The organism is Actinomyces procaprae (genome assembly GCF_004798665.1).
GTDB lineage: Bacteria > Actinomycetota > Actinomycetes > Actinomycetales > Actinomycetaceae > Actinomyces > Actinomyces procaprae.
Map to the genome: position 1 here is coordinate 3,252,308 of NZ_CP039292.1, position 13,290 is coordinate 3,265,597.

13 protein-coding genes are annotated in these 13,290 nt (G+C 70.1%); 1 reads left to right on the forward strand and 12 read right to left on the reverse strand.

Going from position 1 to position 13,290, the window contains the following annotated elements; all coding sequences use genetic code 11:
- Positions 1–60: 60 nt before the first annotated feature.
- The 10 genes from E4J16_RS13305 to E4J16_RS13350 all read right to left on the reverse strand — a co-directional run bounded on the left by E4J16_RS13305 (position 61) and on the right by E4J16_RS13350 (position 9,832).
- The gene (locus tag E4J16_RS13305; protein ID WP_240038478.1) at positions 61–684 is read right to left on the reverse strand and encodes a TrmH family RNA methyltransferase; all 624 of its coding nucleotides are present in this window, start codon (positions 682–684) and stop codon (positions 61–63) included.
- A gap of 55 nt (positions 685–739) precedes the next feature.
- Positions 740–1,309: an orotate phosphoribosyltransferase gene (pyrE, locus tag E4J16_RS13310; protein WP_170866503.1), complete on the reverse strand. Its 570-nt coding sequence runs from the start codon at positions 1,307–1,309 to the stop codon at positions 740–742.
- Between the two features lie 724 nt (positions 1,310–2,033).
- On the reverse strand, positions 2,034–2,765 hold the full coding sequence (locus E4J16_RS13315) for a TlpA family protein disulfide reductase (RefSeq protein ID WP_136314273.1): 732 nt from the start codon (positions 2,763–2,765) through the stop codon (positions 2,034–2,036).
- Entirely contained in the window at positions 2,758–3,678 is a 921-nt protein-coding gene (gene ccsB / locus E4J16_RS13320; protein ID WP_136191843.1) for a c-type cytochrome biogenesis protein CcsB, read from the reverse strand. Before ccsB ends, E4J16_RS13315 begins: the two co-directional genes overlap by 8 nt.
- Complete coding sequence (locus E4J16_RS13325; protein WP_136314274.1) at positions 3,671–5,191, reverse strand: cytochrome c biogenesis ResB family protein; 1,521 nt, start codon at positions 5,189–5,191, stop codon at positions 3,671–3,673. The genes ccsB and E4J16_RS13325 overlap by 8 nt, the downstream gene beginning before the upstream one ends.
- 14 nt (positions 5,192–5,205) lie before the next feature.
- Entirely contained in the window at positions 5,206–5,898 is a 693-nt protein-coding gene (locus tag E4J16_RS13330) for a cytochrome c biogenesis CcdA family protein (RefSeq protein WP_136191845.1), read from the reverse strand.
- Between the two features lie 4 nt (positions 5,899–5,902).
- Positions 5,903–6,805: a tetratricopeptide repeat protein gene (locus E4J16_RS13335; protein WP_136314275.1), complete on the reverse strand. Its 903-nt coding sequence runs from the start codon at positions 6,803–6,805 to the stop codon at positions 5,903–5,905.
- Positions 6,806–6,822: 17 nt separating this feature from the next.
- Positions 6,823–8,346 carry an ammonia-forming cytochrome c nitrite reductase subunit c552 gene (locus tag E4J16_RS13340; protein WP_204519865.1) on the reverse strand — a complete coding sequence of 508 codons (1,524 nt, stop codon included), beginning with the start codon at positions 8,344–8,346 and terminating at the stop codon, positions 6,823–6,825.
- Positions 8,347–8,352: 6 nt separating this feature from the next.
- Entirely contained in the window at positions 8,353–8,850 is a 498-nt protein-coding gene (gene nrfH, locus E4J16_RS13345; protein ID WP_240038160.1) for a cytochrome c nitrite reductase small subunit, read from the reverse strand.
- Between the two features lie 136 nt (positions 8,851–8,986).
- Positions 8,987–9,832 carry an SDR family NAD(P)-dependent oxidoreductase gene (locus E4J16_RS13350; RefSeq protein ID WP_136191848.1) on the reverse strand — a complete coding sequence of 282 codons (846 nt, stop codon included), beginning with the start codon at positions 9,830–9,832 and terminating at the stop codon, positions 8,987–8,989.
- A 62-nt stretch (positions 9,833–9,894) separates the two neighbouring features.
- Here E4J16_RS13350 and E4J16_RS13355 point away from each other — a divergent pair, with 62 nt between their 5' ends.
- Positions 9,895–10,704 carry an exodeoxyribonuclease III gene (locus E4J16_RS13355; protein ID WP_136314276.1) on the forward strand — a complete coding sequence of 270 codons (810 nt, stop codon included), beginning with the start codon at positions 9,895–9,897 and terminating at the stop codon, positions 10,702–10,704.
- 750 nt (positions 10,705–11,454) lie between these two features.
- On the opposite strand, the gene E4J16_RS13360 is transcribed toward E4J16_RS13355, so the two are convergent.
- Together E4J16_RS13360 and E4J16_RS13365 are read right to left on the reverse strand one after the other, a co-directional pair.
- Positions 11,455–12,288, reverse strand: a complete 834-nt coding sequence (locus tag E4J16_RS13360; protein ID WP_136314277.1) for an IS5 family transposase — start codon at positions 12,286–12,288, stop codon at positions 11,455–11,457.
- Between the two features lie 103 nt (positions 12,289–12,391).
- Positions 12,392–13,267: a serine hydrolase domain-containing protein gene (locus E4J16_RS13365; RefSeq protein WP_240038161.1), complete on the reverse strand. Its 876-nt coding sequence runs from the start codon at positions 13,265–13,267 to the stop codon at positions 12,392–12,394.
- Between the last annotated feature and the right edge of the window lie 23 nt (positions 13,268–13,290).

The following is a 13,290-nucleotide window of genomic DNA, read 5'->3' on the forward strand; positions in this document are numbered from 1 at the left end:
GTCGTGATCGCGGCAAACGACGCGGCCCGTCCCGCCGTCCTCCCCGGGCCCGTTCCCGACTCAGTCGGGTGCGGGCCCGGCGTGCTGCACCACCCAGGCGTGCATGGCGACGGCGGCCGCCGCGGCCACGTTGATGGAGCGGGTGGATCCGTACTGTCCGATCCGCAGCACCCGCGAGCAGCGCTCCAGCAGTGCGGGGCTGATGCCCTCCCCCTCACTGCCGAACACCATCAGGCACCGCGCCGGCAGCACGGCCTTCTCCAGCGGCTCCGCCCGCGGGCCGTTGTCGATCCCGATCACCTCGTAGTCGGCGTCGGCGGCCCAGGCCAGCAGCGCGTCCGGCACAGGGTGGTGACGCACGTCCAGGTAGCGGTTGGTCACCATGGCGCCGCGCTTGTTCCAGCGGCGGCGCCCGATGATGTGCACGGCGGCGACGTTGAAGGCGTTGGCGGTGCGCACGATCGACCCGATGTTCAGGTCCTGGGAGATGTTCTCCACGGCCACCTGCAGCGGATGGGCGCGCGCCGCCAGGTCGGCGCGGATCGCCTCCACGCTCCAGTAGCGGTAGCGGTCGACGACGTTGCGGCGGTCGCCGTCGGCCAGCAGTGCCCGGTCGTAGTGGGGGTCCTCGGGCCAGGCATCCGGGCCCCCGGGCCAGGGCCCGACCCCGACCTCGCGGGACACGTGCCCGCCGTCGGGCTGCGCGTCCGGCCCGGAGGAACCGGCGCGGTCGACGGCGTCAGTCAAGTCCCAGGTCCGCCAGTCCGAGGGCGGCGTAGTAGGGCAGGCCGGCGGCCTCGATCCGCTCGCGCGCCCCGGTGGCGCGGTCCACGATCACGGCGACGGCGAGGACGTTGGCGCCGGCCTCGCGCAGCGCGGCGACGGCCTCGAGCGGCGAGCCGCCGGTGGTGGAGGTGTCCTCCAGGACGACGACGTTGCGGCCGGCGACGTCGGGGCCCTCCACGCGGCGCTTCATACCGTGGTCCTTGGCGGCCTTGCGCACCACGAAGGCATCCAGGTCCAGTCCGCGGGAGGCGGCGGCGTGCAGCATGGCGGTGGCCACCGGGTCCGCGCCCATGGTGAGCCCGCCGACGGCGTCGACGTCCTCGGTGCTCAGGCCGGCCTCCTCAAGCATGTCCAGCATGACGTGGCCGATAAGGGGGGCGGCCTCGTGGTGCAGGGTGGCGCGGCGCATGTCCACGTAGAAGTCGGACTCGAGCCCGGAGGCAAGGGTGACCTTTCCGCGGACGACGGCGAGGTCGCGGATCAGTTCGGCCAGGCGGGCGCGATGGGAGTCGTTGGCGATCACATCTGTAGTCACGTCGCCAAGGCTAACCCGGCAGTGCCGAACACTGCAGGATGGATTGACTCCAGGGCGGGAAGCGGGCTGTAGGAGTCATGGTCGGGCGCCCTCGGTGTGCGTGTCGACGGTTAGTGTGCTTCAGCGGCGGCTGGCTCGGCGGTTCCAGTGAGGGTGCTGCATCTGCCATTGACGCTTCGGCACTTCGCGTGACGGTTCGGCACTTGGCACCAGCGCTTCGGCAGTTCCGGCGACGGTTCGGCACCCCGGGGTACGAACCGTCACCGGACGGTACGAAGCGTCCATCGGAAGGTACGAACCGTCGGGCCAGGGTACGAAGCGTCGTCGCGATGGGGTACGCCCTCACCCCCGGCGCCCACCGCCTCTCCTCCATCCCCGGCAGACTGCCTGGCCCCGGTGCCAGGCCCCGTAGCACAGCATGGGTAAAACCATCCCAGGCTGTCGAAGCCACCGCGGCCGCAGAAGCGCTCCCGCCGCAGACGCCCCCTTGCCGTGGCTGCTGCCTACGGCGCCTGCTGTGCCTAGCCCACCACAACCGACCTCGGCACGTAACAACTACCGAACTCAGTACGTAACAACTACCGACCTCGGCACGTAACAACTACCGATCTCAGTACGTAACAACTACCGACCTCGGTATGTAACTTCTACCGATCTCAGCGAGAGGGGCGGGGAGGCAGGGAGGCGGGGCGGGGAGGCGGGGGAGGTAGGGTCAGGCGCCGGTGAGGGCGCGCAGCGACTCGTCCATCTGCGCGGGGGTGAGCAGCCCCACCTGCACCTGCTGCACCACACCGTCAGCACCGATGAAGAAGTGCGAGGGCACGCCCATGATCCCGTAGGCGGCGGAGATCGCCTGACTGCGGTCGGGCACCTGCGTGAAGTCATTGCCCACGCGCTCGGAGTAGGCGCTCACCGCGGCGGCGTCCTCCCCCACGTAGACCACGATCACCTCCACGTCATCCCCGTACTCGGCGGCGGCCGCCTGCACGTCGGGCATCTCGGTGCGGCAGCCCGTGCACCAGGTGGCCACGAACATCAGCCACACCGGCCGCCCCTCCATGGCGTCCGCATCCAGCACCACCTCCTGGGAGTCGAGGTCGGTGGCGGTGAAGCCCGGAGCCCGCTGCCCCACCACCGGGGCACGGTCCGCCCCCGCCACGTCCACCTCGGTGACCACCGCGATCTCGGCCTGGGCCGGGCCGGCATCGTCGGGCTTAACCGCCCACCAGGCGGCGATGGCGATGGCGAATGCCGCCACGATCAGCACCGCCACCTGCCCGAAGCGCGAGCCACGAATGCCGGCGCGCCAGGCGGGCTCGTCGGGGTCATCGGCCCGGGTTGCGAGCTCGGGGTCATCGGCCCGGGACGCGGGCTCGGCATCGGGCAGGTCGCTCACGTCGGCGGAGGTCTCCTCCAGCAGCTCATCACTCGAATCGTCACGCATAGGAGTGCAGTCCTCCGAAGAACAGGTTGCCCAGGTAGGTGAACAGCACGGCGGCGAATCCCAGGATCAGCAGCCAGGCGGCGCGGTTGCCCCGCCAGCCGCGGGTCACGCGCGCATGCAGGTAGGCGCCGTAGATCAGCCAAGTGACCAGCGCCGCCGTCTCCTTGGGATCCCAGCCCCAGTAGCGGCCCCAGGCGACGTTCCCCCACAGCGCCCCCAGGATCAGCATCAGGGTCAGCATGGGGAAGGTGACCACGGTGGCCCGGTAGGCCAGGTCGTCGAGCACCTCCTGCCGGGGCCAGCCCCGCCAACGCACGTGCGGGGCCAGCAGGTACATGACCGCGGCGGCGAAGGACACCACCGCGGCCCCGTAGCCCAGGGAGGCGGTGAACACGTGCAGCGTCAGCAGCGGGGAGTTCTGCAGCGCCGGCATCAGCGGGCTGGGCTGGTAGGACAGGGTGGAGGCGTAGATGAGCATCGCCAGGATCACCGGCAGCACGATGATCGACACGGTCCGCACCCGGTAGCGCCACTCGAACACCACCTGTGCCAGCATCATGCCCCAGGCGAAGCAGATGGCGAACTCGTAGTGGTTGGAGAAGGGGGCGTGCCCGGTGGCGATGGTCCGGGCGATCAGCGAGCCCGTCAGCAGCAGCAGGGCCAGCTGGGTGGACTTGGCGGCCCACCAGGTGACGGTGAAGCGTTTGATCGGGGCCCGCTGGACCCCGCCAGTCACCTCCACGGTGCGCTCACCGTCGCCGGTGCCGACGACGACGCTGCCGCCCGTCCCCCCGGCCGGTACGGCCGCCGCGCGCGACATGCGGGCGGCGAAGAAGGCGCCCAGGTAGGCGATGGTGGAGACCACCACCAGGCCGGTGGTGATCAGCAGTAGGGCCTGGGAGTACTCAAGCATCGGCGTCGGTCCTTTCCGCGTGCTGCGTCATTCGTCCGCTCAGGCGGACGGCCATGTCGGTGAAGAATGCGCTGAACCCGAAGTCGCGGCGGTCCGGGGAGGCCAGCTGCACCAGGGCGCCGTCGTCGCCCTCGGTGACCCGCACCCAGATGCGCCGGTGCCGGAAGAACATGGTCATGCAGGTGCCGATCGCCAGCAGGCCGAATCCGACCCACACGATCGGGGCGCCGGGGTCGCGGCGCACAATCAGCCCGGTGAACTGCTGCTCCCGCTCGAAGGTGAGGGTGTAGGCGCCCACCGTGCCGGGCGTGCCCTGATCCAGGACGGCCTGCGCGCTGGGCGTGGTGGCGTCCCCCTGGTACAGCTCGACGCGCACCTGGCCGGGCTCGATACCGGTGCCTACCTGCCCGGAGGCCGCCTCCACCACGTACATGACGGTGCCGTCCGGCAGGGTGGTGTGGCCGTAGTTGAAGATCTTGTCCGACGTGGTCCACTCCAGGGCGACGCCGTCGTGGAGGACCTCCGCCCCGGAGGCGTCGACCACCCGCATGACGGCGGAGACCCCGAAGTAGGACTGGTGGAACATGACGCCGTGGTAACTCAGCGGGGTGTTGACCCGCACCTGCTGGGAGGCGACCTGGCGGCCGGCGTCCAGCAGGGTCAGGTCGGCGACGTAATCCTTGGGAGAGCCGTCCTCGTAGTAGGTGTCCTGGAAGCTGTTGGCCTGCACGGTCAGCGCGGTGCCGTGGCCGACGTCCTTGGGGTGGCCGACGGTCAGGGCGAACTGCTGGTCGCGGAAACCGGTCATAGAGGACACCACGAATCCGACCATGACCACCACGAAGGCGAGGTGGGCGAACACCGTACCGAAGGGCGCCCAGTGGTTGCGGTCCAGGTAGGCGTTGCGGCCGGGCCCCCGCTCATCCACGATCACGCGCAGGTGGTGCCTGCGGGCGTCGGCGCACACGATCTCGAAGGCGTCCTCGGCACTCACCGGCGCGGTGAAGCGGGAGCGCAGCCGGGCCCGGTCGAAGAAGCGTGCGGTCACCCGGGTGCGCGGGTGGCGGGCGGCCCGCCAGATCACCGGCAGCCGGTGCGCCGTGCAGGCGAGGATCGAGGCGGCCAGCAGGCCCATCACCACCAGGAAGGGCACCGAGGTGAACATGTTGAAGGCGCCCAGCGTGCGCAGGATGCCGGTCCAGCCGCCGAACACCGGCCGCACCTGCTCCAGCCACTGCTCGGTGGCCTGCGCATCCGCCCTGGCGGAGGCGGGCATCTGCGGGAGGATCGCACCCAGCAGGCCCAGCAGGCCGGCCAGCAGGATCAGCACCAGGCCGACGGTCTTGTTGTAGAGGAAGGCGTACACCTGCCCGGCCAGCTGACCCGGGGACAGCGCGACCTGATCGTCGAGGCCGTCCACGGCTCCGGCGCCGCCCGGCTCGCCGGTGGTGCCCGCCTGCTTCGCGGCGGGCGACTTGGCCGACCCGGTCGGCCGCGTGTCGGTCTGTCTCAACTTCAGCTACCTCCTCACAGCCCCGGGGCGGGGATCAGGGCGGACAGTCTTCCCAGCAGTCCGGCGATCATAAGCAGCCCGATAACCACGAGGACGCCCCCGCTCACGAGCGAGACTCCCACGTGGTGGCGGCGGAACCAGTCGAACCTCCGTGTGGCCTGGGCCGAACCCACGGCGACGGCGACGATCGGGATCCCCAGGCCCAGGCAGTAGGCGGCCATGAGGCAGACGCCGGACCACGCCGTCGGGCTCGCCGTCGCCAGGGCGAGGATCCCGCCGAGGATCGGGCCGATGCACGGGGTCCAGCCCGCCCCGAAGGCGACTCCCATCAGGGCGGCGCGGAGCGGCGACCCGGCGGCGTCGGCCGGACCCGACGCCCGCACCAGCGCATCGAAGGGCCGCAGTGTCAAGATGCCCGCCACATGCAGCCCCATGAGCACCAGCACCGCGCCGCCGACCATGCGCGCGTAGACCGCGTAGGGACCCAGCGAGCGCCCGAGGAGCCCCAGCGAGGCCCACAGGACGATGAACACCACGGAGAAGCCGATCACGAAGCTCACCGAGTTGGCCAGGGCGGTGCGGCGGCGCACCGGCCCCGCGTCCGCGCCCACCAGCTGCCCCACGAAGGCGGGCACGATCGGCAGGAAGCAGGGCGAGGCGAAGGAGACGAGGCCCGCCAGCAGGGCTACCGGAAGGGTCAGCTCCATCCGCTCACCCCGCGCTCGGGGTCGCGGTGGCCGAACCCGTGGCGGTCACGTGGCCACGCACATTGGCGGCCATCTCCGAGTCGGGGGCGAGCTGGAGCACCTTCTCCCAGCACTGGTTGGCCCGTTCGGCGTCGGGCGGGGTACGCGCCATGTACAGGAATCCGAGGTTGTACCAGGGCTCGGCGACATCCGGGGCGATCTCGGAGGCGCGCAGCCAGTGCGCCTCCGCCTCCTCGTACTGGTTGGACTGGTACTCGGCCACGCCGATGGTCAGCAGGGCGTCGACGTTGTCCGGGTCGGCGTCGAGGATCTGCTGCAGCCAGGTGATGGAGTCCTGGTAGAGGGCCGCCTTCAGGTACATGACGCCCAGCTCCTGACGGGACTCCACGTCTGCGGGGTCAGCCTCCGCCTGCTGCTGGAGCTCCGCCTCCCGCTCGGTGTCCACCGGCTCGGCCTCATCCATGGCGGCGACGGCGCTCGCCGCGGCCGTCGCGGCGACCGACGGGTGGCCCTCGGGCAGGGCCGTGCTCGCGGCCTCACCCCGACCCGCCTGCTGCACGATGATGACGACGGCGGCGGCCAGCAGCGCCACCAGCACCAGGTTCAGGCGGGAGACGCCGGTGCGGCGCTCGATCTGCGAGCGGTTGCGCCCGCGCCCCGCCGCGGGGGCCCGAGGCGGCCGCTGGGCGGCATCGTCGTCGGCCAGCACGTCCTCGAGGTCCGCCGCATCCTCGACGACGTCGGCGCCATCGTCCGCACGCTCACCCTCAAGGCCGGCCAGCTGGGCGGCCGCCCAGTCCTTCAGCCCCTCCGGGGCCGTGGCCAGAAAGGCCGCCAGTGCCTCCCGATCCGGCTGATCGCCACCGCCTGCTGCTTGCTGCTCCGCGCTGTCGTGTGCCTGGGTCATACGGTTCCCGCGCCCCGTCAGTTGCCGGCGTCCGGCATGTGCTGCTCGGGGATGGCCGGGCCGATCCCGTTCTCGACGTCGACGCCGCGCAGCGCCAGCTGCCCGGAGCGGGCCCAGTCGGTCGCCTGGTTGAGGATGGAGATCGAGTACGCCGGGGCGTGGAAGCCGCGGCCGTTCTCGGAGAAGGAGTAGTCGATCACGAACTGCGCCTTGCGCTGGTAGTCGCGGGCCGTGGCCAGGTCCTCCTCCGTGGCACTGCCGTCCGCGTCGGCCGCGGTGATGTCGGTGATCAGCGCATCCAGGGCGGTGAAGGAGACGTTCAGCGAGCCCTGCCAGCGCGTCTGGATGCCGTCCACCCGCTCGCGCATCTCACCCGCGGTGGAGTGGTGGCAGGTCAGGCAGGAGGCGTTGATGGTCTCGTCGCTGACCATGGGGCTCATGATCTGGTGGTTGGAGACCTTGTTCGCGCCCACGCGGCTGTAGGCCATGTGGCAGTCGGCGCAGGTGACGCCGTTGGTGGCGTGGATGCCCTGCGACCAGGTCTCGAAGTCGGGGTGCTGCGCCTTGAGCAGCTCGGCGCCGGACTCCTCGTGGGTGAAGTCGGTCCAGCCGACCTCGTCGTAGTAGTCCATGGCGTCGTATACGGTCAGGCCCTTGTCCCACGGGAAGGTCAGGGTCTTGGAGTCGCCCGCGAAGTAGTACTCGACGTGGCACTGGGCGCACACGTAGGTGCGCATCTCCTGGTTGGTGGCGTCACGGTTGACGTCGTAGTCCTTCACGCCCTCCGCGGCCTTGGCCTTGCGGATGCCGTCGATGAAGGCGGGCCGGGTGATGGTCAGCTCCATCGTCTGCGGATCATGGCAGTCGATGCAGGCGATGGATGATGAGGCGTGCTCATAGGCCTCGTCGTAGCTCATGGCGTTCATGGCGTGGAAGCCGGCCTCGCGGTCCCCGTCACCGAGCTCGTCGTAGACCTCGGGCATGGAGGCGTGGCAGTTCAGGCAGGTGCCGGGCTGGTTGAAGCGCTCGCCGGTGCGCTCGGTGTAGCGCTGGTCCACGAGCGCCCACTCGTGCCCGCGCGGCTCGGTGTAGTCCACCGCGAAGGCGTAGCCGCGCCACATCCGCTGCGCGCGGGTCTCGGACTCGATCCGGGAGATGGTGTGGTACTCGCGCGGGTCCTCGTCCGTGGGGGTGACGGCGATGAAGTCGCCATCGGTGTCCTCAATGGTCTTGCGGTACTGCTCGTACTGGATGGGGAAGTTCTGTCCCCAGACGGCCGGGTCGTAGGAGGTGTCGGTCAGCTCCACCACCTCGGTGAAGGAGGCCGCCGACTCCTGCTTGTGCTCGAAGATGGTGGTCAGCAGCCAGGTCAGGGCACCCGCGGCCACGGCCACGGTCACCAGCACCAGCGCCGGCACCAGCTTGCGGGAGCTCCCGGACCGGGACTTCTTCTTGCCGTCGCCCTTCGCCCCGGCGTCGTCGGGGTCCGGAGCATCCACCTTGGGGTCCTCCATAGCAGCATCTTCCCTCTCGGTACTCATGTCGCGTCACCTCATGTGCCCGACGCCGTCGTGGCAGCGGATGCACGACACCGTCTCATCCTTGTGGGTGGAACTGTTGGTGGCCTGGTCGACGAAGTCGCCATGGCAGTAGAGGCAGGCAGCCTCGGTGATCTCGCGGTTGTGCTCGCGGATCTGGATGTTCTCCGGGTAGTTCTGGAAGGTGAACTTCAGGGAGTGCCAGAAGCCGTTGTCGGCCTTGTTGATGTACTTGTAGACGAGGTTGTCGTGCGGGGCGTGGCAGGAGTTGCAGGTGGCCACGTCATGGTGGCTGCCGCGCTGCCAGGCCTCGTACTGCTCATCCATCGCGTGACAGTTGGCGCAGGTGGCCGGATCGTCACCGAGGTAGCCGGTGACACCCGAGTAGTACACGGTGAATCCGCCGACCCCCAGGACCACGCCCAGCAGCGCCGCCAGCGCGATCCGCGTCCAGCCGCTGAACATGCGCGTGTAGCCGCGCCATAGCGCCTTCACGAGACGTACCACGCGGCACCCCCTCAATGCTCCGGGAATGTCACGCCCCGTCCGTTGGGAACACGGACCTACACTGGGCTTCCTGACTGTATGAAGGATATCACGGGGTGTCGTGAAAAGTCAGGACCTACGCCCGGGACTCACCCCGTCAGTACCGGGTGCGCACACTGGCGTGCCCGGCCACCCGCCGCACCAGCCCGCGGGGCGCCAGACGCAACAGCGCATTCACACCGAGGTACCGCAACGAGGGCGTGCAGATCACCTGGCCGCGACGCACCGCCGCGAGCGCGGCCCGGGCCACGTCGTCGGCCTGCAGCCAGGCGATCTGGGGCCAGTCCGCCTCCATGCCGGCACGGTCGTGGAACTCCGAGCGGGTCAGGCCGGGGTTGACGACGGTCGCCGTCACGCCGGTACCGCGCAGCTCACTGGCCAGGCCCTCGGTGAAGGTGCGCACCCAGGCCTTGTGCGCCGCGTAGGTGCCCATGGCGGTCAGCGCCGTCACGGAGGAGACGTTCAGGATGGCGCCGTGCCCGCGGGCGATCATCCCGGGCACCGCGGCGTGGGTGAGCTCCAGGACGGCACCGACCATGACGTCCAGCGCGCGCCGCTCCTGGGCGATGTCGCCGTCGGCGAAGGACTGGCCGACGGCGAAGCCGGCGTCGTTGACCAGCAGGTCGATGGGGCGGGCCGCCACCTGCTCGGCCGTATGCGGGGCATCAACTTCCACCGCGCCTGCCGCGCCCGCGGGTGCGGCGGCCTCGGCCCCTGCAACGCGCAGGCGGTCAGCGACGCGGGCAAGATCCTTGGGGACCGACAGGTCCGCGGCGATCACCTGCACGCCCACGCCCGCCACCTGGCTGATGTGCTTGGCGACCTGATCCAGCCGCGCCCGGGTGCGGGCGACGAGTACCAGGTCGTGGTGGGCCTCGGCGAGCTGCCAGGCCAACTCCAGGCCGATGCCACTGGTGGCGCCGGTGATGAGTGCGGTTCCCATGCGGGGGAGCCTAATCGCCCGGCCCCGTCGTCGTCCGCAACTGGTCGCGGTAGCCTGCGCGCATGCGACTGGCCACCTGGAACGTGAACTCCGCCCGCACCCGCGTCGACCGGATCATCGACTTCCTCCAGCGCCGGGACGTGGACGTGCTGGCCATGCAGGAGACCAAGTGCCGCCCCGACCAGTTCCCGCGCGCGCCCTTCGAGGCGGCCGGCTACGAGCTGGCCGTGCACGGATTGAACCAGTGGAACGGTGTGGCCATCGCCTCCCGGGTGGGGCTGACGGACGTCACTGCCGCCTTCCCCGGGCAGCCGGGCTGGGCTGCGAAGGCAGGGGCCGAGCCGGTGGTGGAGGCGCGGGCACTGGCAGCCACCGTGGGCGGTGGGGCCGGCACCGACCCGGTGCGGCTGTGGAGCCTGTACGTGCCCAACGGGCGTGAGCTCACCCACCCGCACTACGAGTACAAGCTGGCCTGGCTGGCGGCGCTGCGTGACGCCGTGGCCGGCTGGCTGGCGGCGGATCCGGGCCAGTCGCTGGCGCTGGTGGGTGACTGGAATGTGGCGCCGCGCGACGAGGACGTGTGGGACATGAGCGTCTTCGCGGGCGCCACGCACGTGTCCGCGCCGGAGCGGGCGGCCCTGGCGGCGCTGGAGGCTGCGGGCCTGCGGGAGGTCACCCGCGAACGCGTCACCAACTACACCTACTGGGACTACCAGCAACTGCGCTTCCCGCGGAATGAGGGCATGCGCATCGACTTCGTGTACGGCTCGGCGGCCTTCGCGGCGCGCGTGCGGGACGCCGCCATCGACCGGGATGAGCGCAAGGGCAAGGGCCCCAGCGACCACGTGCCCGTCGTCGTCGACCTCGATTGAGCAAGCGGCAGGCGCTCCGGTGGCGCCGTGCAGGTGCGCAGCCATGATCTCGGCGGCGCGCAGTCAGCACAGGAGTCCGCACAGGGCGGCAGGCCGACCCGGGACGCACCCGCTCCGACCTTCATCAAGCGTGTCAAGATGCGTCAATACGAGTGCCGCACGCTTAGCCGCCGACGCCCAGTACACGAACCGCGAAATTCCGCGGTTTCACCGAACGCGCCGGGGACGCCGGACGGCTCCCATGTGCGTCGGCGCCTTCGCCGCACGTGGGAGCGTCGGCACAGAAAAACGGGAAATTTCAACAATGGCTTGTTTTCAAGGAAAAGTCCCGATCGGCGCGATTGCGGCGTGCGGCTTAGCGTGCGCGGCGCCGATGCCCTAGGTCGTGTTGTGTAAGTCGCTGGTGCTGATGGGGCGGTGCTGGCGATGTGGGTGGTGGCCTGGTAGCGGATGGGGAGTTCGTCGCAGCTGGTGGCTACCGGGCTCCAGCTTGAGTGGGCTGCGTGCGCCCGTCGAAGGGGGCGAGTGGGTCTTTGCACCGCCCCGGTTGGACCGCTCACGCCCCGATGGACCGCTCACGCCCCGATGGACCGCTGTAACCGGCGGCTACGGCGGTCCAACCGGGGAACAGGGGTCCAACGGGGGAACAGGGGTCCAACGGGGGGGACAGGGGTCCAACTGGCAGGCTCAACAGCCACACACCTCCGCCCAAGCACTTACACAACAGGACCTAGAGGTCGCGTCAGTAGGTTATGGTTTGCGTGTGGGTCGTTGGTCCCAGCGGTGGGTGGTCCAGGCGCGGTGGATGAGGTTGCGTATGGTGATGATGGTGTTGGCCAGGGCGATGAACGCGTCGATGACGGTGGTGCGCACCTCGGTGCAGACTTGGAGCTTACGGAAGCCGCGGGTGTGCCAGGAGTTGGTGCGCTCGACCACCCACCGGCTGCCGGCCTGAAGAGGCGTGCCTTTCGGTGAGATCTCGGCGTCGCATCCCAGCACCTCAAGCAACTGGCGGGTCTTGAGGCTGTCGTAGCCGGCATCAAGGTGCACGGTGATGTGCTCGGGTAGATCGAAGCCGAACCGGTTCAGGCATTCCAGGGTGGGGGCCAGCAGTGGGGAGTCGTGGCGGTTGGCTGGGGCGACTACCACCCCGATGGGGATGCCGTGACCTTCGACCATGACTGAGCGTTTGGTGCCCTGCTTGCCCCTGTCTACCGGGGAGGGGCCGGCCGCCTGGCCCCCGCAGGGGGCTTTTGCCAGGCAGCCGTCCACGCACAGGTCCTCCAGGGCCAGGCCGGCGATCTTGTCGTAGGCCTCAAGGGCGGCCTGCTCCAGGGCGGTGAACACACCGGCCGTGATCCACTCGTCGCGTCGGCGCCGGATGGTGGCCGCTGAGCAGGTGATATCGGCGATCTTTTCGTAGGCGGCTCCCAGCACCAGGACCTGGACGAGCTTGTCGAATACAACCCGGTCGGGGATACGGGGCCGGTGGCAGCCCAGCGGATGGTTGTCGACATGCTCGGGCAGTAGGGTGCTGAACTGGACCCACAACGGGTCCATAAGCGAAGATGGCAGTGCGGGCACGAGGAACCCCATATGTAGGAACTAGCGTTGAACAACTCCTTCCTACCGGGACCTCGTGCCCACACCCTGCTCCCACACCGCGCCTACTGACGCGACCTCCTAGTCACAGGGCGAGGATCTGGGCGCCGAGGGCGGGCCAGGTCTCCCGGTGCACGGCGCCGAAGGGGCGCGCACCCAGGAACACCGCCTGGCGGCGGGCGACCGGGTCCACCCAGATGAAGGACCCGGACTGGCCGAAGTGGCCGAAGGTCTCGGGACTGTGGGTGGGCGCCGTCCAGTGCGGGTGCTTGACGCCGCGGATCTCCACCCCTAGGCCGAAGTCGTTGGGGTCCTGCCGCCCATATCCGGGCAGGACGCCCGGCAGCCCGGGGTGTACGGGGCGGCGCGCGGCTTGGGCCAGTGCGGGCGAGACGAGCGTGGGCGCCGCGAGTTCGCGGGCGAAGGCGGCCAGGTCCTCCACGTTGCCCTCCCCGGAGTGCGCCGGCGAGCCGGGGATGCGGACACTCGCCATGCCGAGGGGCTCTAGGACGGTCGCCTCGACCCACTCCTCCAGCGCAGTGGCGGTGGCCTCCTCCAGGCGCCGGCCGAGGAGCTCGAAGCCGCAGTTGGAGTAGATGCGCCGGTGGCGCGGCGGGGCCAGGACGGCAGCGGAGTCGAAGGCGACACCGGAGGCGTGCGCGAGCAGGTCGCGGATGGTGGCGCCGGGGAGCTCGGGCGCGGCGGGCGCGTCGAGGTCCAGCAGGTGTCGGTCGGCCGCGATGAGGGCGCTCCAGGCCACGATCGGTTTGGTCAGGGAGGCGAGTGGGAAGACCGCGTTGCTGTCGCCGACCCGGGCGATGGTGCGGAAGCGGGGTCGCGCGCTGAGGTTGGAGGGGACGTCGGCGCCCGCGTCCGTGAGGAGCTCGCCGACGATGAGCGCGATGGGAAAGTCGAATCGCTGTACGGCAGGGAGGGCCTCCGGCCCAACCGGGGCGGGCACGGCGCCAAACCCAGCAGGGAGGG